The 23,111-nt window shown below is 47.7% G+C and carries 28 protein-coding genes; 17 read left to right on the forward strand and 11 right to left on the reverse strand.

Annotation, left to right across the window (positions count from 1 at the left end; translation table 11 throughout):
* Positions 1–217: 217 nt before the first annotated feature.
* A complete protein-coding gene (locus tag BLQ88_RS19405; protein ID WP_090153540.1) occupies positions 218–1,081 on the reverse strand; it encodes an AraC family transcriptional regulator in 864 nt (287 codons plus the stop codon).
* Between the two features lie 152 nt (positions 1,082–1,233).
* Between BLQ88_RS19405 and BLQ88_RS19410 the strand changes: the two genes are divergently transcribed.
* The 3 genes from BLQ88_RS19410 (at position 1,234) to BLQ88_RS19420 (ending at position 3,222) form a co-directional block, all read left to right on the forward strand.
* Positions 1,234–1,479 (forward strand): putative antibiotic biosynthesis monooxygenase, encoded by a 246-nt coding sequence (locus BLQ88_RS19410; RefSeq protein WP_090153542.1) that lies wholly within the window; start codon positions 1,234–1,236, stop codon positions 1,477–1,479.
* A gap of 3 nt (positions 1,480–1,482) precedes the next feature.
* Positions 1,483–2,409, forward strand: a complete 927-nt coding sequence (locus BLQ88_RS19415; RefSeq protein ID WP_090153544.1) for an NAD(P)/FAD-dependent oxidoreductase — start codon at positions 1,483–1,485, stop codon at positions 2,407–2,409.
* A 216-nt stretch (positions 2,410–2,625) separates the two neighbouring features.
* Positions 2,626–3,222 carry a short chain dehydrogenase gene (locus BLQ88_RS19420; RefSeq protein WP_090153546.1) on the forward strand — a complete coding sequence of 199 codons (597 nt, stop codon included), beginning with the start codon at positions 2,626–2,628 and terminating at the stop codon, positions 3,220–3,222.
* Positions 3,223–3,494: 272 nt separating this feature from the next.
* Here the strand turns inward: BLQ88_RS19420 and arsB are convergent, their stop codons facing one another.
* From arsB to BLQ88_RS19445, 5 genes are read right to left on the reverse strand one after another with little or no spacing between them, the layout of a single operon-like run.
* Positions 3,495–4,544, reverse strand: a complete 1,050-nt coding sequence (arsB, locus tag BLQ88_RS19425; RefSeq protein WP_143016878.1) for an ACR3 family arsenite efflux transporter — start codon at positions 4,542–4,544, stop codon at positions 3,495–3,497.
* Between the two features lie 13 nt (positions 4,545–4,557).
* The gene (locus tag BLQ88_RS19430) at positions 4,558–5,055 is read right to left on the reverse strand and encodes a GNAT family N-acetyltransferase (RefSeq protein WP_090153548.1); all 498 of its coding nucleotides are present in this window, start codon (positions 5,053–5,055) and stop codon (positions 4,558–4,560) included.
* A complete protein-coding gene (locus BLQ88_RS19435; RefSeq protein WP_090153550.1) occupies positions 5,055–5,498 on the reverse strand; it encodes an arsenate reductase ArsC in 444 nt (147 codons plus the stop codon). Before BLQ88_RS19435 ends, BLQ88_RS19430 begins: the two co-directional genes overlap by 1 nt.
* A gap of 19 nt (positions 5,499–5,517) precedes the next feature.
* A complete protein-coding gene (locus tag BLQ88_RS19440) occupies positions 5,518–6,093 on the reverse strand; it encodes a DUF6428 family protein (protein ID WP_229212758.1) in 576 nt (191 codons plus the stop codon).
* 55 nt (positions 6,094–6,148) lie between these two features.
* Positions 6,149–6,478 (reverse strand): ArsR/SmtB family transcription factor, encoded by a 330-nt coding sequence (locus BLQ88_RS19445; RefSeq protein WP_090153554.1) that lies wholly within the window; start codon positions 6,476–6,478, stop codon positions 6,149–6,151.
* Between the two features lie 514 nt (positions 6,479–6,992).
* On the opposite strand from BLQ88_RS19445, the gene BLQ88_RS19450 reads away from it, so the two are divergent.
* The 4 genes from BLQ88_RS19450 to BLQ88_RS19465 are packed head-to-tail and all read left to right on the forward strand — an operon-like array spanning position 6,993 to position 9,148.
* Complete coding sequence (locus tag BLQ88_RS19450) at positions 6,993–7,313, forward strand: ArsR/SmtB family transcription factor (protein ID WP_090153555.1); 321 nt, start codon at positions 6,993–6,995, stop codon at positions 7,311–7,313.
* A 2-nt stretch (positions 7,314–7,315) separates the two neighbouring features.
* The gene (locus BLQ88_RS19455) at positions 7,316–7,801 is read left to right on the forward strand and encodes an SRPBCC family protein (protein WP_090153557.1); all 486 of its coding nucleotides are present in this window, start codon (positions 7,316–7,318) and stop codon (positions 7,799–7,801) included.
* A 29-nt stretch (positions 7,802–7,830) separates the two neighbouring features.
* Positions 7,831–8,721 carry an alpha/beta fold hydrolase gene (locus BLQ88_RS19460; RefSeq protein WP_090153559.1) on the forward strand — a complete coding sequence of 297 codons (891 nt, stop codon included), beginning with the start codon at positions 7,831–7,833 and terminating at the stop codon, positions 8,719–8,721.
* Between the two features lies 1 nt (position 8,722).
* Positions 8,723–9,148: an SAM-dependent methyltransferase gene (locus BLQ88_RS19465; protein WP_090153561.1), complete on the forward strand. Its 426-nt coding sequence runs from the start codon at positions 8,723–8,725 to the stop codon at positions 9,146–9,148.
* Positions 9,149–9,419: 271 nt separating this feature from the next.
* Here BLQ88_RS19465 and BLQ88_RS37220 read toward each other — a convergent pair whose 3' ends face one another.
* Entirely contained in the window at positions 9,420–9,815 is a 396-nt protein-coding gene (locus BLQ88_RS37220) for a DNA alkylation repair protein (RefSeq protein WP_229212759.1), read from the reverse strand.
* A 185-nt stretch (positions 9,816–10,000) separates the two neighbouring features.
* Here BLQ88_RS37220 and BLQ88_RS19475 point away from each other — a divergent pair, with 185 nt between their 5' ends.
* From BLQ88_RS19475 to BLQ88_RS19500, 6 genes are all read left to right on the forward strand, one after another.
* Positions 10,001–10,486 (forward strand): SRPBCC family protein, encoded by a 486-nt coding sequence (locus tag BLQ88_RS19475; protein ID WP_090153563.1) that lies wholly within the window; start codon positions 10,001–10,003, stop codon positions 10,484–10,486.
* A 330-nt stretch (positions 10,487–10,816) separates the two neighbouring features.
* Positions 10,817–11,290 (forward strand): SRPBCC domain-containing protein, encoded by a 474-nt coding sequence (locus BLQ88_RS19480; protein ID WP_090153565.1) that lies wholly within the window; start codon positions 10,817–10,819, stop codon positions 11,288–11,290.
* A gap of 48 nt (positions 11,291–11,338) precedes the next feature.
* Positions 11,339–11,539 (forward strand): hypothetical protein, encoded by a 201-nt coding sequence (locus BLQ88_RS37225; RefSeq protein WP_229212760.1) that lies wholly within the window; start codon positions 11,339–11,341, stop codon positions 11,537–11,539.
* A gap of 907 nt (positions 11,540–12,446) precedes the next feature.
* Positions 12,447–12,839, forward strand: a complete 393-nt coding sequence (locus tag BLQ88_RS19490; RefSeq protein WP_090153566.1) for a single-stranded DNA-binding protein — start codon at positions 12,447–12,449, stop codon at positions 12,837–12,839.
* A 95-nt stretch (positions 12,840–12,934) separates the two neighbouring features.
* Complete coding sequence (locus tag BLQ88_RS19495; RefSeq protein ID WP_090153568.1) at positions 12,935–14,236, forward strand: ParB/RepB/Spo0J family partition protein; 1,302 nt, start codon at positions 12,935–12,937, stop codon at positions 14,234–14,236.
* A 72-nt stretch (positions 14,237–14,308) separates the two neighbouring features.
* Entirely contained in the window at positions 14,309–14,743 is a 435-nt protein-coding gene (locus BLQ88_RS19500; protein WP_143016879.1) for a hypothetical protein, read from the forward strand.
* A 464-nt stretch (positions 14,744–15,207) separates the two neighbouring features.
* Here BLQ88_RS19500 and BLQ88_RS19510 read toward each other — a convergent pair whose 3' ends face one another.
* The 4 genes from BLQ88_RS19510 to BLQ88_RS19525 all read right to left on the reverse strand — a co-directional run bounded on the left by BLQ88_RS19510 (position 15,208) and on the right by BLQ88_RS19525 (position 19,511).
* Positions 15,208–16,140 carry a DUF6268 family outer membrane beta-barrel protein gene (locus tag BLQ88_RS19510; protein WP_090153574.1) on the reverse strand — a complete coding sequence of 311 codons (933 nt, stop codon included), beginning with the start codon at positions 16,138–16,140 and terminating at the stop codon, positions 15,208–15,210.
* 90 nt (positions 16,141–16,230) lie between these two features.
* On the reverse strand, positions 16,231–17,211 hold the full coding sequence (locus BLQ88_RS19515) for a helix-turn-helix transcriptional regulator (RefSeq protein WP_090153576.1): 981 nt from the start codon (positions 17,209–17,211) through the stop codon (positions 16,231–16,233).
* Between the two features lie 142 nt (positions 17,212–17,353).
* Entirely contained in the window at positions 17,354–18,529 is a 1,176-nt protein-coding gene (locus BLQ88_RS19520) for a multidrug effflux MFS transporter (protein ID WP_090153578.1), read from the reverse strand.
* 7 nt (positions 18,530–18,536) lie between these two features.
* Positions 18,537–19,511, reverse strand: coding sequence for a GlxA family transcriptional regulator (locus BLQ88_RS19525; RefSeq protein ID WP_090153579.1), 975 nt, complete (start codon positions 19,509–19,511; stop codon positions 18,537–18,539).
* 131 nt (positions 19,512–19,642) lie between these two features.
* Here BLQ88_RS19525 and BLQ88_RS19530 point away from each other — a divergent pair, with 131 nt between their 5' ends.
* From BLQ88_RS19530 to BLQ88_RS19545, 4 genes are all read left to right on the forward strand, one after another.
* On the forward strand, positions 19,643–20,137 hold the full coding sequence (locus tag BLQ88_RS19530) for an SRPBCC family protein (RefSeq protein ID WP_090153581.1): 495 nt from the start codon (positions 19,643–19,645) through the stop codon (positions 20,135–20,137).
* Between the two features lie 185 nt (positions 20,138–20,322).
* A complete protein-coding gene (locus BLQ88_RS19535; RefSeq protein WP_090153582.1) occupies positions 20,323–21,177 on the forward strand; it encodes an aminoglycoside 6-adenylyltransferase in 855 nt (284 codons plus the stop codon).
* A gap of 192 nt (positions 21,178–21,369) precedes the next feature.
* The gene (locus BLQ88_RS19540; RefSeq protein ID WP_090153842.1) at positions 21,370–22,269 is read left to right on the forward strand and encodes an aminoglycoside 6-adenylyltransferase; all 900 of its coding nucleotides are present in this window, start codon (positions 21,370–21,372) and stop codon (positions 22,267–22,269) included.
* Between the two features lie 155 nt (positions 22,270–22,424).
* Positions 22,425–22,982, forward strand: coding sequence for a GNAT family N-acetyltransferase (locus tag BLQ88_RS19545; RefSeq protein ID WP_218132929.1), 558 nt, complete (start codon positions 22,425–22,427; stop codon positions 22,980–22,982).
* The last annotated feature ends 129 nt before the right edge of the window (positions 22,983–23,111 follow it).

Genomic DNA, 23,111 nt, shown 5'->3' on the forward strand with positions numbered 1-23,111 from the left:
TCAACATTACAAAAGTAGTATGCCCTTATAGCTAGCGGATAGGACAATCCTCTAATTACATGGTACTTTCGGTGAGTTTTAACCAATTGATTACCAGCGGTGTTTTCTACTTTGTCGATCCAGGTGATGGATTCGTAAAGTCCGGGTCGCGATTCTCAAAGCGGGTTCTAAGGCAGATTCGTCTACGGGAACAAATAGTGCTCAGCCCCTAAGTCTTCTATTGCATTTGTTTGCGGAAAGCATCAGGCGAGAAGCCGGTGTGGTTCTTGAAAAAACGGATAAAATAGGAGGGGTCTTCGTATCCTAAATGCCAGGCAACGTCTTTGATCTGATTCGAGGTTGCCAGCAGGAACCTCTTAGCTTCAAGGATTATCTGCTCGTTAATCAAATCGGCCGTGGTCTTGCCGACTGAGGCCTTGGTAATTGCGTTGAGCTGGTAGACTGATAAATTTGTCAGCTTGGCGTATTCGGATACACTTTTGATCTGGGTGATATTCATTTCAAGCAATCTCATTAACTCCTCGTAACGTTCCTGGGTGTACGTAGAAACACCAGCTGCGACTTTCGTAGAAAAGGGGTTTTGCCTGGAACATTCAATCATGAAGAGCTCCATATTCGCCTGGATTGCCTGCATATACCCGTCTTCCTTCGATGCGTATTCATCGTGGCAGTTTGAAAGGTAGCTGATCAGCTTCTTGAAGCTGGCTTCCTTGATCTGTTGGAAGTTTTGAGAAGTAGCCCTTTTCCATTGCTGTTCGGTGGCCGGACTATGGGCACGGTAAAACAAATTATCAAACTCTAATAAAAATCCCGTGCAATTTGCCGCCAGGCGTAAATGGTGTACCTGACCTGGGCGAAGGATGAATACGGTGCTTGCCTGGACGTCATATTTTACAAAGTCGATTTCATGGATACCCTGACCTTCCTGTATGGCCAGGACAAAATAGAAGTTGTGCCGATGAAGGTCGTGCACAAGGTCTTGACCTTTGAGCACCGTACTGAGCGCCCTGATACTGAACCGGCCAAGATCACTAAGATCCTGGTGTGTTTGCGCGATATGCCTTACTGGAATTGACTTCATGGTTCTATGGCTTAGGTTCTATTATCTGTAATTGATCAGCTACCAACAATTCGGTATGATCGCCGATTCTGCTATACAACTCGATAATTGTCCTATCCGTTGACCTTGGGCCCAAATTACCTTTGTACCGTTCAAACAAAGCAAATTGAGCTATGAAAACAAAAGCAAAAATAATTGCCTCATTAAAGATCTGGGTGGTCATTTATCCTTCGATTACCGCATTCCTTTACTTTCTGGCAGAACCTTTATCCGGGCTTCCCCTCTATCAAAGAACGCTGATACTTACGATTTCACTCGTTCCCTGGATCGTCTTTGTTGGCTTGCCAGTCGTAAACACAGTTGTCGACTTTTTATCATCCAAGCCTGAAAATATTAACAAATCTCAAACCTTGCAATAACCAATGGATACTACATATGCTGACGTGATTATCATAGGTGGAAGCTATGCAGGCCTGGCTGCGGCAATGGCATTGGGACGCGCATCAAAGCAGGTACTTATTATCGATAATGGCAGGCCGTGCAACCGTCAAACTCCATATTCACATAATTTCCTCACACAAGATGGCCGGAAGCCGGTGGAAATCTCTCAATTGGGGAGAGCGCAAGTCAGCGCTTACCCTACCGTTTCCTTTATATCCGAACTGGCAAATGGCGCAACCAGGCGCAGTGATGGTTTTGAAGTCCGAACGCAATCAGGTGCGCGGTTTATATCTAAGGCTTTGATTTTTGCGACGGGCATTCAGGACACCTTTCCAGATATTTATGGGTTTTCGGCCTGTTGGGGCATTTCAGTGCTACACTGCCCTTTTTGCCATGGTTATGAAGTAAAGAACCAGGTTACTGGGATCATTGGTAGTGGGAGCCATGCATATGACTTCGCCAGGTTGATTTCCAATTGGACAAACGATTTAACCCTTTTTACGAACGGGCCATCCGGGTTGACAGATCAGCAAGCCCGGCAGCTAGCTGATCACCAGATACAAATAATCGAAAAGCCAATTTCAAGACTCGACCATACTGACGGTAGCGTCGAAGCCATCGTTTTTGCCGACGGGCCAGCGGCACCGCTAAAAGTGGCTTATGCATTGGTGCCTTTTACGCAAACCAGTCTGATACCTGAATCGCTGGGATGTGTGTTGACTTCGGATGGCTATATCCAGGTCGATGCTTATCAACAGACAAACGTAGATGGTATTTATGCCTGTGGTGACAATTCAGGCCGCATGCGGACAGTTGCTAATGCGGTCGCTACCGGAACAACCGCTGGTATGGTTGTGAGTAAAAGGTTAATCATGGAAGAGTTTGATACAAAATCGGCTTTCCCATGAACCTGTTTATCATCGCTATGATCGGCATTATTGGGACGATAATCTCGGTGACCAGACGTGCCTTCATCTTCTTTATCCAACTTAGATCAACAATTTCCTATATCCATTTCAAGTGATCTCACAGATCATATGGATTCGCGTTCGTGCCTGCCTCGCATTGTGTGTTTGGCCAGATCTTCAAATTAAGAGTTCCATTAAATTTACAATCAATAACAAATGAAAATTGTAGTAGTTGGTGCCACGGGCACCATGGGTAAATACCTTGCCGATGCATTTGAAAAAGAGCATGAAATAATAAGGGTCGGTTCTAGTTGTGGAGATATTCAGGCTGACATCACTTCACTCGACTCGATTGAAAATTTGTTCAGGCAGGTTGGCAGCTTTGATGCCCTGATCTCCACTGCCGGTCCTTCGTATGTTGGGCCGTGGAAAAGTATGACAGACAAGGAATTTCGGAAAGGCGTGGAAGGCAAACTGATGGGACAGGTCAATTTGGTATTGGTCGGGCAGCGCTATATCAATCCCAAGGGATCATTTACTTTAATTGCCGGAGCTTTAACGACCGACCCGCAGCGAAACTTTGCGAACGCTGCGGCAGCCAATGGGGCGATCGAAGCGTTCGTGCGGGCCGCGGCCATAGAGCTAGAAAATGGCATCAGGATCAATGCAGTAAGCCCAACAGTTATCGAAGATTCACCTCAGTATTTTCCTTATTTTCCTGGCGAAGTGCCGGTAAGTATGAAAGCCCTCGAATACGGTTTCCGCAAAAGCGTATTCGGGCCTAGTACAGGCCAGGTCATAAGTCCCCGGTAAATTTATTCTGCGGCAAAAATTGTCGAAAGGCATTATCGGAGCCCGGTAATGCCTTTCGGTTTGTATAACCTTTTCTCTTAATCCTGCACAAGTGTGTGTTCGACGTGATGAGATTAATGAAGAGCATCACTCATGCTGGCATTTTAACGACATCTAAGGCATACTCGTGACTATAAATCCGGTCGTTTTTGTGTATTGTAATTGGCTCCGAAGACCATGAACTTGTTTAAGAGCTTGGTTGCGCTAAAATATCGCACGACTATTTCTACATCTCATCTCAGAAATAACCTTTTTTGTCGCACTGCGAAATTTACCATCAGGATCAACACCGGCACTTCAATCAACGGCCCGATCACTGCAGCAAATGCAGCTCCGGAATCAATTCCGAAGACAGCAATGGCAACCGCAATGCCCAATTCAAAATTATTGCCTGCGGCCGTGAATGCCAGTGAGGTGGATTTTGCGTAATCCGCACCTGCCCGTTTTGAGAGATAAAAGGCAGAAAAGAACATGATGACAAAATAGATCGATAGGGGAGTGGCGATGCGCAGAACGTCCAGCGGGATACTTACGATCAGGTTTCCTTTCAGGCTGAACATGACCACGATTGTAAACAGCAACGCAATCAGGGTAATGGGACTGACCGCCGGTAGGAATTTCTTTTCATACCAATGCTGACTAAACGACCTGGTCAATATTTCCCTCGAAATGATCCCGGCCAGCAGCGGAATGCCGAGATAGACAAAGACGCTTTGCGCTACTTCTCCGATGGTAATATCAACCACCAGGAGGCCCTGCTCGAACCCTTTCAGTCCAAATAATGGCGGCAGCAGCGTCACAAACACATAGGCATATATTGAATAAAACAGCACCTGAAAAATGCTGTTGAATGCTACCAGCCCGGCCGCATACACGCGGTCACCGCCTGCAAGATCATTCCAGACGATCACCATCGCAATGCAACGTGCGATACCGATCATGATCAATCCCGTCATGTACTCCGGTTTATCCGGCAGGAGCACTACCGCCAGGCCGAACATCAGTAGCGGCCCCACGATCCAGTTTTGCAGCAGTGACAGGCCAAGAATACGGGTATTCCGGAATATTTGTGGAAGCTCTGAATAGCGCACTTTGGCAAGTGGCGGGTACATCATCAGAATCAGCCCAATGGCTAATGGCACATTGGTCGAGCCAGAATTAAACCGATTGATAAAATCGGGTGTGCCTGGGAAAAAATACCCGATGGACACCCCCAAAAGCATGGCAAGGAAAATCCAGACCGTCAAATAACGGTCAAGAAATGAAAGCCGCTTTTCTTGCATAAAATGTTTCTGATTAATCATTTCCAACTGTCGAGCTGCGACGTTCCAGAAATATTACATCACGCCAAATTCCATTACGTTTTCCAAGCTTTTCACGGTAGCCGACTTTCCGGAAACCTTGCCGCTCGTGAAGTGCAATGCTCGCTTTGTTTTCTGGGAATATCTGCGCTTGCAATGTCCAGAAACCGAGTGTTTCGCTTAACGGCACCAGGTCTGATAAAAGCGCCCGGCCAATACCGCGCCCGTGAAATTCCGGATGAATGTAGATGCTTGTTTCAGCCACGCCACCGTACACGCACCGGCTAGAAACAGCAGATAGGAATGCCCACCCAATAACCTGACCGTTTTCTTCGGCCACAAGCTGCGGCGGGGCAAGAAACTTTGCTTTCAGCGCATCGACTTCCGGTGCTTGTGTCTCGTATGTCGCATCAGCGGTATCAATGCCCATCTGGTAAATCTGTTTTACCTGCGGCCAGTCCGATGCAACAAGGGGGCGAATAGTGAAAGCCATTATGCAGGCAGTTTCTGATGGATAAATTCGCGGCTGTACTCTTTGATTTCATCCCGAACCCTACGAAATGAAGTTACCAGGTCTTCACCTGGCCGGTCCGCCGGTGCGGTATGGCCTGGATCAGAAAAGCTATGGTGGAACCACTCACCCGCAGACGGGAAATAAGGGCATTGCTCACGTGCATTATCGCAAACCGTGATTACATAATCGAAAGCGATGCCGGTATATTCGTCGGCATGGTTCGACCCGGGCCGCCGGGCGGTGTGATGCGAGATATCAAGACCATCTTCCGCCACTACCTGGATGGCAACCGGATTTACACCTTTGGGATCTACACCAGCGCTATACACTTCTGCGCGGTCACCTGCAAAATGCTGTAAATACCCTTGCGCTAATTGGCTGCGGGCTGAGTTGCCCGTGCATAATACTAAAATTCGTTTCATACTGGTAATTGATTGATAATTAGCAACAGCCGGAACCTGGTTTGCATGCAGCGCCATCAGCACCGGCAACTTCCAATTCTTCTTTTTCACTAGCCGAGCCACAGCAGGACGTGGCCGCAGGACCCGTCCTGCATGATTGATTGCGCGTTAGTGCTTTGCACTGCGTGAAATCCGGAACCAGATTGACAATGAAACTATCACCTTCGGGCAAAAGCTCACCTGGGTACATTTGACGGGTATCGAATTTTGAATTGCCAAACTCGATCTTCACAACCGCATTCGGATTAAGTGGTAACGACTTTTCGACCAGGTTCACAATTTTAAGTGCTTTGCTGACCAGCATCGAGCGCTCGGTTTCACTTACCGGCGGCTCCCATAGCTGCACGATTACCTCCGTCCAGCTATTCATTACACCACCACAATCTACCGAAACAATCGGTGCCTGCTTGATTTCAGTGATGTGAAATGATCGGTCAACAAACTTTCCCGCCTCGTATTGGAATTGCAGGTGCAGGTCAGGATTTTCTTCAAGCGTGCTTTTGAAAGCCTGCCAGGTGAGCGCACCCCGGGTCATTGGGTTCAACTGATTGATCATAGTTACCATTGTTATAATGTAATATTACGATTAATTTGCTCAAAAAAATACCCGCTTAGTCACAGCAGGTCACTCCCTCAAAGGATTCCAGGATCGAGCCGAATGCTTGCCGAGCTTCTTCCCACACCGGAGGATTAATGCAGTAGCAAACGCGGGGCGGGTTAATCTCTCCCTGGATAATGCCGATCCGTTTTAGCTCCTTCAAATGCTGGGAGACCGTCGCCTGAGCAAGTTCGAGTTCATCCACCAGGTCACCGCAAACGCAGGCTTTACGAGCAATCAGCAGCTGCAAAATCGCTACCCGTGCCGGGTGCGCAAACGCTTTTGCCAGATCCGCAATGCGGTTCTGCTGCTCAGTGAAGATTTCTGTTTTGGTAACTCCCATGCTGCAAACTAACTAGAAAAATTATATATCGCAATATTACGATTATTTTTATATCGATCGGGAGGTTTTTGATAGTTGGGGGCCGTGTGACGTGATTCCGGATATTGAGGAGCCGGTGATCATGAACGAGAAATTACATGCGCTTGCCGGGACATTCTGGGGATGGACCGGCCGGCAGGCTATTGAGCAGGCCCGGCAGCTATTCCGGTTGTTAAGAGAAAAAGGAGAGATATGAGTCGCTAAATAAGGGCTCGCCCGGATCAGGTGCCCTGAACGGTCGTAGGCTTTAAGCGCAGATATTTTGCCCCAGATGGTTATTTGAAGTTTGCTGCGTAATTTTCGGCTTTCTTGAATAACCCAGCACCCGTTTTTTGCAAGGCCCTCCGAAAGGAGGGCTTTTTTCATTTGTAGTAAGCAAGTCTCTGGGCTGCGATGTGTCCATATCAAAAAAGTTGAGAGAAAATCAACAACCATTCGGTTGTTTTTCTATATTTGTCAACCAAATGGTTGCCTTATGATAGAAAGAAGAGATGTTTTCCAGGCCATAGCCGATCCCACCCGCAGGATGATCATCCATAAATTGTCCCAGGGGCCACTGAATATTACCCAGATAGGGCAGGATTTCGCTATCAGCAAACAGGCCATTGCCAAGCATATTAAGATTCTGAGCGAATGCGGCCTTGTCATCATGAGCCAGAAAGGCCGTCAGCAGGTGTGCGAAGCGCGCCTGGATGAGCTCGACCAGGTTACAGACTGGGTCACTGAGTCGCGCAAACTGTGGAACAACCGCTTTGAAAAACTCGAAGCATTCCTTGATAAAACCAAAAAACAATAGCTATGAATACGGAACGAAAGCAGCTTTTTATCACCCACTTTTTCGACGCGCCCGTGGAGGCCGTTTTCCAGGCCTGGACGGATCCAGAGCAGTTAAAGCACTGGTATGCGCCGGATGGTTGCAGCATTGCATTCAAGACCATCCATGTCGCTGCCGGCGGTAGCTATCACAGCTGCATCACCGACCCGGTACACGGTGAGTGCTGGGTGAAGGGCACTTACCTGGAAGTCGCGTTAAACAAAAGACTTGTCTTTACGATGATTATGTCGAATGCGGCCGGTAATTCGGTTAGCTCGGTGGAGGCAGGAAAAGACAAGGACTGGCCGGAGCATCAGACGACAACGGTCACTTTTGAAACCGTGGACACCAGAACCAGGGTGTCCATATACCAGACCGTGTCCGAAGAAGAGGCTAAGAAAACAGGAGCCTACCAGGGATGGGTCAAAATGCTCGGCAGACTTTCATTGATGCTGGGTGAAATCAGGTAGGACATTAACGCAACTATAAAGCTGTAAAAATGAAAAAGACAATTCTGTGCCTGACCTTGATTTGTTTGCTTGCTGGCTGTGGCGGCGCCGGACAGCAAAATCCTGATAGCGGGCAGAAGCCTACTCCCGGTAAAGACACAACTAGTTTTCAAAGCGGGCATTTGCCGGTCAATGGCATTAGTATGTACTATCAGATACACGGCAGTGGAAAGCCGGTTGTGCTGATCCATGGTGGCGGTTCAACCATAGAAACTACTTTCGGAAGGATAATTCCTTTACTTGCCCGCCGCCGGAAGGTGATCGCGGTTGACCTTCAAGCGCACGGAAGGACTACTGACAGGGACGCCGATGAGTCATTTGAGCAGGATGCGGATGACGTTGTGGCGCTGTTAAAGAAGCTAGGCATTGACAAGGCGGATTTTTTTGGTTTTAGCAATGGAGGAACTACCACTCTGCAAATTGCCATACGCCACCCTGAAGTGGTAGATAAAATGGTTTTGGGTTCGGCACTGGCCAAGCGCAGTGGTGTGCCGGCTGAATTATGGGGCTTTATGAAAAATGCAGACCTTGCTAATATGCCCCAGGAGTTGAAGGATGCCTATTTGAGTGTCACGCCCGATACGGCAGGCCTTCGAAGGATGCATGACAAGGATGCAAAACGCGTGCTTGATTTTAAAGACATTTCAGATGCGCAGCTAGGATCCATCAATGCGCAGGCCCTGATCATCATTGCCGATAAGGATGTGATAATACCCGAACACGCATTGCGAATGCAAAGGCAAATTAAAAGGGCAGAGCTGGCGATCATCCCGGGCTTGCACGGCGAGTACATTGGTGAGATCACAACATTGAAGCGGGGCTCCCATCAGGTGAACTTTGTGCTGCCGATGATCGAGCAATTTCTGGACAGCAAAAATTAGTATGGCCAGTAAACTTTCTCAACGGCTTGCGGCTATCGTCGATGCCTTGCCTTTAAAGGAGGGCGTCAGGGTATTGGAAATTGGCTACGGGCCTGGGGCGGCAGCGCGTGCGGTCGCTTGCTGTACCCGCACGGGCGATATGCTTGGGATCGACCGCTCGGAAAGGGCCATTAAGCTGGCAGTCCAGGGCAGTGAAGATGAAATAGCGGCTGGCAGGGTTTCGTTTCGTCACGCGGCCGTTGAAGATTTCGAGCTTAACCCCGCAGAAGAAAAATACGATCTTGCTTTTGCGGTTCGGGTGAGTGCTTTGGACGGGCGTCACCCCGAACTGCAAGCCAGAGCAATTATGCAAATCAAAAAGGCTTTGAAACCGGGCGGACGATTGTTTATTGATACGGGTGATCCCTTAAGAGAGGTTTCCCTGTGAGGGCCGTCTGGAAATCCGTCTAGGTGCTGCGTTTGTAGCTTTCAATGGTAATGAATTCCGGCAGATAATTGGGGGTGCAGCCTTTTGAAACCTTTTCGTCTTTGTATAGACCCGTTTTCAGGCCTAATGCGACGCAGCGGTCCCGATACTGTTTATCATAAATCCCAATCCAGCCGGCAGTGAAGTTCATAGCCCATTGGACCCGGGGCTGCTCGCTGACAATGTTATCCTCTATTTTTGCCAGCAATTCTGCGGTATCAGCCGGAGGTGTTTATCCCATCCACCTTAAACGCCCCTGATAATACCAGAATACCCGCCTTTGAAGGCAGGAAGGGCTGTTTTCCCAGGACTCAACCAGCGCTGAGGCCCTTTTGTCTTTAAGGAGTTGATTGGCCATAAGCCAGTCGATAAGTTGATTTTGCTCATCGAAAGGATGAGTCTGCATATCCTGATCGAGCTTATTGATCATTTCCTTTGAAAGTGCCTTTACGTCCATAATCAGGATAGCCGGTAGCCTGGACAAGAACCTCCCAGTTGACCAAAGTTCTAATGCCAGTTCATGATCCCTTTTGATATCCTTGGCAGTGCTGCGTAGTTCTCCCAGCTTGGTTTTGGTGGTAATCTGATCCAGGATGTTTTCTGCTTTTGAAGAAAGTTTAATTGTCATCTTTCGAGTTGGATAGTATAAAATAAGGGATTCACAATTAATGTTCGACTAGATTTTATACCTTAATTTATCACTGGATCTGCGCTTTGATGACCGTGGCCTGTTTAAGGGCTTACTAGCGCAACTTACAGGCGCGCAGGACGGTGATAATTACAGCCATATATCAATAAACCCAAAAACAAATCATGAAAGTTAAGCCAACTGGCAGGGTCCAAGGCAATGAAATAGTCATTGAGCGGATGTTTGATGCCTCAATTGAGGATGTCTGGAAAAGCGTGACCGAATCTGAGCAGACCGCGAAATGGTTTGGCGGATGGAGAGGTGAGCCGGGTCCAGGTAAGACCATTGAGCTTCAACTGGTACATGAGAAGGGCGAGCCCTGGGTGAATATCCTAATTGTGGAATGCAAGGCGCCCGAACGCCTCGTTGTCGAAATGAAGGATGATCACGGGTTGTGGCGGATCGAGACGACATTGACCCGACTTAGCGGGAAGACCAAGCTTGGTTTTGTGCAGCCGCTCACTGACCCCGGTCTTGCCGGAGACGTCGGGCCTGGCTGGGAATATTACCTGGATATGCTTGCAGCAGTGCGAGAGGGCAGGAGCCTGCCTTCATTTGAAGACTACTACCCGGCATTGAAGCCGCACTATATGGCTGAAAAGTTAGGTTAGAATGAACCCGACAACTTTACGCCTTTGACACGGGATACAAGTATTTGCGCGCGCTAGCATTATTGCAGAAGGTTTAATCACAGGGTGCTCCCAATATTTTTGCTGACCGGCTTCCATCCTGTGTATTGAACCGCGCGACATTAAGCAGGACCGTTGAGAGCGATTTTCTTTGCTTTTCAAATCATTACTACGCAGCGGCTTCTTTTGGCAGACGCAATTAGCAGTTTTTGTCTCAGGTGCCCCTTTTAAATGGCCGGATTAACCTGCGTGAGGACTAATGGCGTTTACTACTTTTGGTAAATGCTATTAGGAAACTAATCTGCACTTGACATGGAGACAGAAAGAAAAGACGTTGCTTCAAAGATTATCAACGCGTCTGCCGATGAAATCTATCAGGCCATCATCAACCCGGATGCCCTTGCCAGCTGGATTGCTCCGAAGGGTATGCGGGCTCAAATCAATCAATTTGAGCCCTGGGAAGGCGGCAGATACCAGATCAGGCTCAGCTACGATAAGCCAGCAGATAAAGAGCAGTTTGCAAAATCATCTGATGGTTCAGATATCACGCAAGGGAAATTCTTAAAGCTTCTTGCAGGCCGGCAGGTATCTCAGTCGGTGGATTTTGTCTCTGACAACCCTGATTTTGCTGGCACCATGATCATGACCTACCAGCTTGTAAATACGGGTGAAGCCACATTGGTCAGGATCACTGCCGAGAATGTGCCGGAAGGAATTAGCCGAAAGGACCATCTTGAAGGCATTCATTCAACCCTTGAAAACTTGGCGCATTATCTGAAAGACTGATTTTTCAATCTGGCAAGGGGCTTTCAGCCATTTTAACTTCGCGCTTTTATGACAAAGAAAGTAATCTTCTTTCATGGTGGCGGCTCAAAACAGGATTTTCAGGCAGATCAAAAGCTTGTTGATTCGCTTGGGCTTCACCTTGGACCATCTTACCAGATTGTATACCCATTTTGCCCGACGAGGGTACTGCTGACCTTGGAAGGCGGCGGCAAATCCGTGAGGCGATATCCGGTAGCGATGATGGCGTGATTTTAGTGGGCCACTCGCTGGGCGCTTCGATGTTGCTGGCCTGCCTCTCTGAATTTGAGATAGACACAGCGCTCGCAGGAGTTTTCTTACTTGCTACCCCTTTTTGGCAGGGCGAACAGGATTGGGTAAAGCCGTTCAGACTCCGCCCGGATTTCGCCGGGAAAATTAGCCGCAGTACGCCGCAATTTCTCTATCAATGTCTTGACGATGAGCAGGTCCCTCAGAGCAATTCGAGATTTACCAAAAGCATCTTACCTGGGCGACTTTCCGCCTAATCCCGACCGGCGGGCATCAGTTCAATGATGACCTACGCATTGTAGCAAAAGACATAACCCGGCTTTTTCAATAATACCTGGTAATCCTGTCTAGGACCTGAAATCTTCTTGCCTGATCTGAGATAAACATTCGTTCGGGGAAAAGGCCAGACATTAAGCGGGATGAATCATTGCGGTCATCTTCCGGGAAGAGTTTGAGGTACCCACTCGATATAAATCTCGACCGGTTAACCCGTCTGCAATTTTTACTCAATGGCCACTTGGCCTGAACTGCCCGGGCATAGTGCAGGTAGATAGATGCTCACGCGCATTGCATCTTCCCTTGTAGGCTGTTCCCATTTCGGGGACGGCCTTTTTCATTTCGATTTATTTCTGCGAAAGCTACCGCCAGACAGCCCGCCTGAAACAAGGGCTTTCGCGGCTGATACTCCCTTCATTTCACTTCGGTCCGTTGCCTTCCACGAACCCTTGCTTTCAGGCGGGATGCAGGCGGTTTTGTGCTCCCTTAGAAAAAATCGAAAAGAACATGAAAAAGACCGTCGCGCAATCCGAGAAACGAAAAGCAGCTCACAAGTTCCGGTAGGGCGGGGCCGGGGGAGAAAAACAGTTTTCAATTTTAAAACAAATCAGAAATGGAAATCACAGGAAGAATTACAAGGGATGCAGTTGTGGCGCAGCTTAAAGATGAGCGCTCGGTGATCAATTTCACAGTGGCTGTTGGCGATGGCTACCGTGATAAGCAAGGCAGCTGGGTTGACCGGACAGAGTTTGTCAGCTGCGCTTTCTGGCTGAATGCCGGGGCGGCTAAGTTGCTCAAAAAAGGGGCGGTGGTGCAGCTTTACGGGCGGATGTCTGCCCGGGTATGGCACGGCTCAGACGGCGAGGCCAAGGCCGGGCTGCAGTTTCATACAGCGGCTTTCAAGCTTATTTCAAGCGGGGTGAGCCGCGAGCGGGAAGACCGGCAGCGGCCAGCTGAGACAACAAATTCAAGGCGCGGTAAAACAAATGACGAGCCGCCATTCTGATATATGCTGGCAGCCGCCCGAGGCTATGGCGGCTGCCGGAATTTCAGGATTTGTATTTACCTCAATGATTTTTACAGACTTAATTAGCTAAAAACATGAAAACGAATTCCAAAGCTGCCGCGCAGCGCAAGGCTGCTAAGAAGCCGGTACCAACTGAGCGGCTGATTGAATCAGCTCAGCTGCAACGCGTGCCGGCCGGGCAGATCGAGTTGAGCCGTTTTAATTACCGCAAGCACGTTGATCAGAACGCGCTGGAAGAGTTTGCCCAGGAGCTGGCAATACATGGGGTGCTCTCCCCACTTCTGGTCAGGCATTCGCCAGCCGGAGGCTACGAGCTGGTTGCGGGAGAGCGAAGGCTTCTCGCTGCGCGAATAGCAGGGCTTGAGCAGGTGCCCGTGCTGGTGACTGATCTCACCGATGAGCAGGCGCGTGAGGTGCAGCTTGTCGAGAACTTGCAGCGGGAAAACCCGCACCCCTTGCATGAGGCGCAAGCGATCCAGCATATGCAGCAGTCAGGCAAATCGATCGAGCAGATCGCGGCGCGCCTGGGCAAATCAAAGAAATTTATTTATACAAGAATAAAGCTCTCAGGGCTCATTGAGGCTCATCAAAATATTCTGATGGCAGGCAAGATGGGTGTGCAGCAAGCTTATGAAATCGCCAGTCTTTCCGCGCCCACCCAGCAGCAGATTTTTGCCCAGTTTTGCCAGAACTGGCAGGATCAGGATTTCAGAATGCCGTCAGGCCATCAGATCAGCCGGTTTCGCTGCGATCTTAGCCGCGCGCCTTTCAACATAAATGACGATGAGCTACTATCTGATAAGGGTGCGTGCACAAGCTGCCCACTTAACTCAACGGCGCTAAGCAGCCTTTTTCCCGAGCTTGCTGGCAATGCCACGTGCAGTGGCTGGGAATGCTTCCAACGGAAACGGAGCGCGCACCTTGCGCGGAAAATAAAGGAGCTGACCCGGGATTTCCAGCCGCAGGCAATCGTTTACACGCACACGGCTCAGCTTGAAGAAATTGCGCACGTACTCTCGGGGTTCGAAGGGCTCAGCTCCCTTCCGCAGTATGCCAAATGGGGACTTTCAGAAATACTGCCGCCACGTATGCCAGAGCGCGAGCACTTCATTGAGCAGGGATCGCAGGATTTGACAGGCGATACAGAGCAGCTTTTTATGGCTGCACTCGATGACTACGAGGCTGATCTGAGCGGATATGAGACTGTGATTGGCTCCTCAGATTGTATGGCGGCTCTTCTAATCGGAGATAATTCGGTGCGGACGGGGTATTTCAGGCAGACCGAAAAGAGTAATGCAAATAGGCAGGCTCCGGTTTCCGCAAAGCAATTTCAGCTCGCAGCCCGGCAGGGCGGGTTGACCCGGCAGGTAGTCTAATCCGAAATTGATCGGCTGACAGCGAAAGAGCAGCGGAGCAAAGAGCTTGATCAGGAAAAAATTCAGCTCCTTGTGCATTCTGCATTTTTAGAGCGGCTTGCGCAGATGGACGATCAGGCGTCTTTGACCGCCGCAGATCGGGTCGTTGTAAGGCTTATTGTCTTTCAGTCGCTGGATTATCAGCTTCGCTATCAGGCAATCGAAGCGCTAGGACTTTCCGGGCATGCGCTGGAAAAAGAGCAGTTCTTTACCAGTTTGGCCTCGCTCACGCCAGCGCAGTTCGCGTTTTTGGTAAGACTCTCACTTGCAGGTAATTCTGCAAGCAAACATCCTGATAATATCAGCGGCTGGTGCTTGCGTGAGCTGGCCAACAGTGCAGGGCTTGATGTTCAGAAAATCGAGCAGGCTCGTCAGCAGGCTGCTCAGGTGCGAATGGTCAAATTCGAGCAGCGGCTTGCTGAGCTGGCCTCTGTTAAAACTGAGCTCTTGCAAGCAGGGCCTGCATAAAGCCGAAGCGAAGATGGCAGAGGAGACCAAGGAAGCGCCCGGGAGTTATTTACGGGCGCTTCTTTTCTTTGCCAAAGAAAAGAAGCAAAAGAAGGTTTGGGGCGCGCAGTCGGGTCGCGTAGCCAGGGACGCCGAGTCCGGGGCGCGTAGCCGGGGACGCTTAGTCCAGTGCACATATGGAGGACGCCTAGGGGAATGCGCGGTGCGGAGCCAGCAGGACATGCTATTCCACTTGTATAGCTTCATTGACGAGCTTTGTGGAAAAAATGGAATCCGATTGGCGTAAATAAATGGATCAAAGCAAGAGATGTGAATCAATTATCTTTGCAGAGGTTTTAGTCTAACCGTCAGTGGAGTTGGCACTGCAGATATCGCTATCGTGCTGGGCACATTGAAATAGAGCGCATGGCCTTATTTCGTAACACTAACCATAAAAATGCTCGTTTATCCACCATGTTAAGACGTTACTTTTTGAATGGACGGTACTTAACACCAACGCCGTAAATCAAATTGGTCCCCAATCCGTGATAAGGATATTCGGTGAACATTTCCGAGACCTTCTTTTCGCCGTAAGCGTATCGGCGAAGCGCTGTAAAACCAATGCTTGGAATAATCTCAAAATCACCAACCTGGAAAGCTGACGAAAGTGTAAAGGGTAGTTGCCAGAAACTCATCAGACGGTTCGTCCTCTCTTGATTGGTAGTGACATCATAGGATATAACTTCCGGCCTGAACGCAAATGACAAGTTTACCTTGCTAGTTGCAGCATAGCTTACCCCGACGTAATGTGCAATCCCCGGCGATTTGTCAGGAGTCCGGATATCGAGCCTGAATTTGCCACCCATTTTCCAATCTACCGTCAGAGCGGGCCAGGGCATGAATCCTCCCAGGTTATTGTGAACGATTGCTCCAAAGCCCAGGCTAAAATTTGGCGTAAATTCCCGGATGAACACTGCTCCTGCGGCTAAAAAGAGATCGTTTTTGTCCACTTCTTTGAAATCAGAATTCAGTGCCGTATTTAAGAACACGTTGTATGCCCATTTCTGATTTAAAGTAGAATAGTAGTAGAGACCGACATTTATGCAGTACAGGTCGGCGGGCAATATCAATTTGTTGTAACCGGTCCTGGAGAAATTTGTGTACCGGAACTGCACATTGGACCCAAACGATCTTACCTGATTTAAGGAATCAACACCTGTATAAAAATTGATCAGGGCAGCAGCGTTAACCTCTGATTGGACCACTGTCCCAGGCTTAGACACGCTATCTACCGGAGGCAAATATTTGGAGCTTGGATTATATCTTCCCGAAAGCTCAATTTGAGAAACCTGGGCGAAACATGCCGCGTAGCTCATTCCCAGTAATATCGTGGCTAGCAGTGATTTATTTGCTTTCATCTTTGTTTTTTTGATTGCAAATAAACCCTTGCGGCAGCGGAGACTGTTTCAAATGCGGTAGTATGATTTCCGAAAAATGAAAGTATCTAGCTATCGGAGCTGACTTGGTGATATGCCATAACGGTTTTTAAAGGAATCACTGAAATGGCTGATTGATGCAAACCCTGTCTGGTAGGCAATGTCTGTAAGTGAGCGGTCGCTTGTAAGTATCTCACTATAAGCGAGTAGAAGCCGCTCTTCCCGTAGATAGCTGAATATTGAATGCCCGAATAATGCCTTAAAGCCTGTTTTCAACTTATAGATATTAATTCCAACCTGCATGGCGATGGATTCTAGCGTAGGCGTAAAAGAAACGTCTGAAAGGATGTATTCACGCGCCTGATTTATCCTCTTGACATCGCCGTCACTGAGCTTTGATAGTATCGCACTCCTTGGATTATCTTCAATTTGTGCGATCTGTAAAGAGAGTAGCTCCATTACCCTTGCTTCGGTAAGCAGTCTGAGGGACGCAGGGTTATACATGTTCGAGTCCAAAGAATGCAAAAGCCTGAGCATCGGAAACGTTATTTGCAGATTGTTTGGGGTGGCAAACAAATGGTCATCTCCACGGTCAATATTGCTTGCCATTCCGTCAATACTGTTGCTTCCGCCTTCTGCGAGGTTAAAGAAATATTCCGGCGAAATATGGATTATCGTCAGGCGTATTTGCTGATTGGGCCGAAATAATGTTTGCTCTGTTTGTTTGGCATTATATATCAGATTGTGTTGCAGGTTTCCAAGCTCTCTAAAAGACCGGTCCGATTGCTTTACATGAATATTTCCTTTTTCCAGGAATAACATTCCCATCATAGCAGGAGCTGCATAGGTTTTCAAACTTACCTGCTCTTTTACATTTATCTCGTGAATATCAATGTGACATTGGCCTGCCCTTATTTCGGTAACACTGCTCGTCCAATACGTTTGGTGAACAGAGTACGCAGTTTTACGGTATGTCGGACATGCTATTTTCGGTGCGGTCAAGATGCTGGATTCTATTACCTCTCCTTCCTTATTCAAGATTTCAATTTTCATGCAATGTCAGTTTAACAAATCTGTCGGGACTTATGGATCGCCGAAATGGATCAACGTTTGCATGACAACTGAATGAACATGTACCCTAATGGGTGTGGGATTATTTGGGCAACAGTAAAAGAAAGCAAAAATTGGAGGGACCTCACGTCTCTTGCTCGCTAGCGGTCAAAACGAGAATCGTGCAAAACATCCCGATCAATAAATATCCGAGTGGCATAACCAGTAATGTGTCCTTCAAAAAAAAGCTGATTGCCGAGCCTATTAACGCACCTACAAAGAAAAAGGTAGTCCCATAAATGGAAGATGCAGTTCCGGCAGCTTCGCCCACCGCTTTCATTGCCAGGGCGCTGCTATTGGGCTCAATGGACATATTAATACCCAAGAGTAGCGCAATGCCAGTGAAAAATGCTACGATCGGAGGTTGGGGCACTAAGTAGGTGACCAGAAATAGAATGCCGGCAATGATAGTGTAAACAAGGATGAGCGCCCGGATCACACGCCTTGATCCGTATTGGCCAGCTAGCCAGGTGTTAACTAAGGCCCCAGCAGCCATTACTATGCCCACGGTAGCAAAAATAACAGAGAATTGGCCAGGTTTCCGATAAATGCTTCCAACCAAAAACTCAGAGTTGGACACGTAGGCGCTGATGCCGCCAAATAACAAGGTGGTAACCGCGGTATACCGGCAAAAGTTTCGATTAGAAAGCACCTGAGAAAATGAGATTGCCAGGCTGCGCGAATTTAATTTGATATGCTGCGATGGTGGAAGCGACTCCTTCATACGCAATGACCAGATGGCAACAATCACGGCGAAAATCGGCGGTGTAAGAAAAACAAATTTCCAGGAAGTCCAAGTCAAAATGGCTGCGCCAAGAAATGGCGCCACGACGGGCGTAAAAAGGAATATCGTGAATATCAGGGACATGGTGCGCGCCATCTTATCACCCGAAAAATGGTCCCTAACAACGGCGATGGTCGTCATAAAAACCGCCGATGCACCCGCACCGCCGACAAACCGCCAGACTAGCATAACAGGCATGCTATTTGACAATGCCGCGGCGAGACCTGCAACAATATAAAGCGCAAAACCGATACGGAGTATTGGAAGCCTTCCATAACAATCAGAAAGCGGGCCAAAAACTAGTTGTAACGCCTGACCAGCAAAAAAAACTGTGACGATGTATGGTGTGCCGGAAGTACTTTCTTCCAGACTGAAATGTTTTCTAATTTCCGCAAAAGCGGGTAGCATAATATCGATACCAATAGCGGTTAGTATCATGCAGCAAGCCGAAAAGCTTGTAAATTCTTTGTACTTCATAGTTTCGTTACGAAAAACGTCGATAGCGTGCCTTGTAATCCAGTGGCAAAAGCCCGACAACTTTCCGGAAAGCTTCCCGGAACGCCTTTTCATCATTGTACCCGCAGGTCAGCATAATGTCCGAAACATGGCAGTCCGTTTCTTCCAATGCTTTTTTTGCGATCTCCATTCTTGCCCGCTGAATGTATCCCATCAATGTGTTACCGGTCGCTTTGATGAATCTTCGGTCAAAGTTGCGACGGCTTGCTGCCAACTCTGTTGCCAAGGCCTCAGGTGAAATCCTCTCGCTAATATGCTCTTCAATATATTCCTGCGCTTTGATTACCACCGGGTCGCCGTGAGTCTTCTGGCCAGCAAAAATTGCAAACGGAGATTGAGTGCTCCTGCCAATATCGATCTGAAACATCTTGCCACAATGGATCGCAGTAGGGCGATCAAAGTATTTTTCTACCAGGAACAGTGCAAGATTTAAAAAAGAGTAGCCGCCACCATTTGTGTAAATGCCCTTGTTAGCAGTCAATACTTCCAGGCAAACCTGCACTTTTGGAAACATATCCCGTAGCTCATCGGCAGCATCCCAGTGCGTAGCGCATGGCATCTTATCAACCAGGCCAGTCGCTGCAAGCAAAAATGCGCCAGTGCAGATGCTGGCGATTTCTGCTCCATTTAAGTGCTGTCTATTAATCCAATCCACATACGCACGCCCACTGCCGAGTATTGACTTGTATTGTTGGGACAATGATGGGATAATGATCATATCGGGCGAAGTAATCTCGTACATGTTCATTTGACTGAGTACCGGAAAATGCATTTTCGGCGCGGTCGCTTCCTGGTTAAGCACGGCCAGGAACATTTTTAGGCGCTTTTTACGGCCGCGACCTTGCCAGTGGTCATCGGCCCATTGTAAGATCTCGCTGACGGCGATAATGCTGCCCCAATTGACAAGACCTTCCGGGACCAAAAAAACGATTTGATGCTGCATACTCCATGTATTTTGAGTGGGACAAATATAGAAGTTTCAAATGTCCACATCGACCCGAATATTGTCCATATGGCCTCATTTTCAGCAGGGATTCCGGTGTATTTTTGTCAAAACATTTAAATATCATAGAAATGCCCAACATCCGACAAACACTTTTGATTGCAGCTACACCTGAGCATATTTATGATGCACTTACTACAAGCGGAGGACTTTCGGCGTGGTGGACACCCAATGTGCAGGCAATCCCAGAGCCTGGTACAATAGCCAGCTTTCCTTTCGCCAATGGGTACGTAAAGCGCATGCAGATCGAAAACCTGACCCCAGCGCAAACGGTGCAATGGAAGTGCATTGAAGGCGATCATGAATGGATCGGGACAACGATCCTCTTTACGCTAGTGCAGAATGATAATGCCGCACTTTTGGAAACAAATCCTGAAATCCGGGGACAGATAGAACAAAACCCCGCGCCGGCTGCCACAATGCTCCATTTCCATCAAGATGACTGGGGCGACTACACTGCCACATTTGCCGAATGCAGCTATACGTGGGGGCAGTTTTTGAGAAGCTTAAAATTGTATTGTGAGACCGGAAAGGGAAAACCATGGCCTGGCCAGCACAGCATTTAACTTCTATGGTTTTGCAAATGGCTGCATGTCGATGCTATCTTGGCAAATAGCTTCGCATCAGGTTACAACCACTACTGGCAGCAACCGATACGCTGCAAAATGCAGTGCATCGACACTGGTAACTAGATGCAGTTGGTTAGAATGTGTCCATATCTCCAACTTTTTCCCTAACATATTGATTTCATATGCGAAGCAACACGGAAATAAAAAGATTGATATTGGAAATAGTGCAGAAAGACGATCGCATTCGTGCTGTATTACTAAATGGTTCAAGGGCGGACGCTTACGTGACACCAGATAAATATCAGGATTTTGATGTGGTTTTTATCGTACAGGCTATTGAAGACTTTTCTGTTAATCACAATTGGATTCATGTCTTCGGAGAATTGATTATAAAACAGCTACCTGACGAGATGATTATCGGAGAGCGCAGTCAAGATAGCTTTGGCTATCTGATGTTGTTTAAAGATGGTAATCGAATCGATCTGACACTATATCCAATTGACTTAGTTCGACCTAATTTTTGGCCGGATAGCTTAACCATCTGCTGGCTCGACAAGGATGGACTTTTTCCAAATTTGCCAGAACCATCCACGGCAGACTATCAAATCAAAGTGCCCGCATTACAGGAATTCACAGACACTTGTAACGAATTTTGGTGGGTAAGCACTTATGTGGTCAAGGGGTTGGCCCGTCGTCAGATTCCATACGCGAAAGAAATGATGGAAACGGTAGTACGGCCGATGTTTATGAAGATGATCAGTTGGCAAATCGGCACAATTACCGAATTCTCAGAACCTTTTGGTAAATCAGGAAAATATATCTCAAAATTCTTGGGAGAAGACTTTTATGAGCGGGTGCTGGCCACATATGCAAATGCGGACCTTAAGGAAAACTGGCAAGCACTAAGCAATATGGCAGAGATTTTTGCCTGGTTATCAGTGGCTGTCGGCGAGAAACTTCGTTTTCCCACTGATACAGGTGAAATACAGAGGACCCACCAATACATAAAGCAGCAACGTGAGATGCATGCAATTTGAAGCCCATGTATGATAACGGAAGAACGGGAAAGACCGTTTCCTGCATTATGCATGAATGCGGTTGTATCGACGATAAGGCATTCCGCCAAATGTTCAGGAATCATTTCGGAATGTCGCCATTGGAATACAAAGTGAAGTATGGAGTCCCGTTGGCGAATGTTTAATAATTCAGGGAGATTTAAATTTTTGACTATGGCTAATAATACAGAAAGCAGAAATGCTTCGGAAATGATGGAGCTCATTTTGGAAGTCGCCCGTAACGACGATCGCATTCTTGCGGTATTGCAGGATGGATCCAGGTCAAATCCAAATGTAACACCTGATATTTTTCAGGATTTTGACATTATCTATGTAGTCAAAGACCTGGCACCCTTTATGCAAGACCCTGGCTGGGTAGATGTTTTTGGCGAAAGGATGATCATGCAGTTGCCGGAAGCTATGGAATTGTATCCTCCCTCACCTGAACTTGAAGGAGCGTTTTCCTACCTGATGCTTTTTACCGATGGAAACCGGATTGATCTATTGATAGCACCCTTGCAAAAACTTGATCAATTTACCTCTGATAGCTTGTGTAAGGTGGTTCTGGACAAAGTTCGCATTTTTGAATCAAGCCCTTTGCCGGTTTCGAGCGATGCCAGTTACTGGATAGAAAAACCTTCCCCCCTGTCATTTACGGATTGCTGTAACGAGTTCTGGTTTACGAGCGGGAGCCTGGGCAAGGCACTTTGGCGCGGCGAGGTGATTTATGTTCAGGAGCTGTTGAATCAGGTAAGCCGCGCGGCACTGCTGCAAATGCTGGATTGGTACATAGGGTGCCGGCATGACTTCAAGGTAGATACCGGTAAGTCCGGGAAATTCTATAGGCGGTACCTGGAACCTGATTTATACGAAAAACTTCTTGCAACCTATCCTGCGGCGAACTTACCCGCGATATGGCATGCGACCTTTGCCACGATGGATTTATTCCGGTATTGTGCTGAATTTATCGCTTCGCAACTGGGTTTTGAATATCCATTAAGTTGGGACAGAAACTTGCGCGCGCATCTACAACACATAGAAAACCTATCGGCTGATGCTGAAAGGATTTATTAACAATGCGATATAAAACAGCAATCAATCGCATCAAACACAGACTACCACCTGGAAACTCCGCCGTCCAAAGGAGATCGTTGATATCAGTAACAAATTTTGGTGAATGCCAGCAGCCACAGATCCAATCGAACGCCAGTGCGACAGTAACTAATAACATGACCAATCCACTAGTTATATTTGAAACATCCAGGCTCCTAATAAGGCGCCTCAAAGCTGATGACTTGATGGATCTGTGTAATATTTGCAGTGATAGCGAAGTAATGAAATATGTCGGCAACAGCGAGCCGCTGACATTGGACCAGGTTAAAGAGTGGCTTGTAGTAACAGAAAACAATTACAAGACTAGGGGCTTTGGCAACTATGCCATTATTGATAGATACAGTAATCTTCTAATCGGGTACTGCGGGCTTGTTTACTCAAAACAAATCCAAAAGATCGAATTGATATACGCACTTAACAAACAGCATTGGTACCTGGGATTTGCCTTAGAGGCCAGCAATGGTATGGTAGCGTTTGGTTTTGAGGTGTTGAAATTAAAGGCGATTTATGCTTCGATTGATCCAGAAAATTCCGCTTCGGAAAATATCTTAAAAAAACTTGGATTCCGATACGTTTTCACGGAAAATGATGAATTCGGTTATCCAACGCGGTACTATAAAATTTCCCAAACCTACTATGATGAAGTTCGCGCCGGGCGCGAAGTGAGGGAATAAGACGCAGCGATCAATATAAGTCTTGGACATGGCCTCGTGAAAGCTTCAGGTCTCTGCATTCTAACATTGATACGATCTTGTCCTTTCAAATAATGCCATCATTAGTAATTTTTAGTGATCCGACGATAG

It is taken from the genome of Dyadobacter soli, assembly GCF_900101885.1.
GTDB classification, from domain to species: domain Bacteria; phylum Bacteroidota; class Bacteroidia; order Cytophagales; family Spirosomataceae; genus Dyadobacter; species Dyadobacter soli.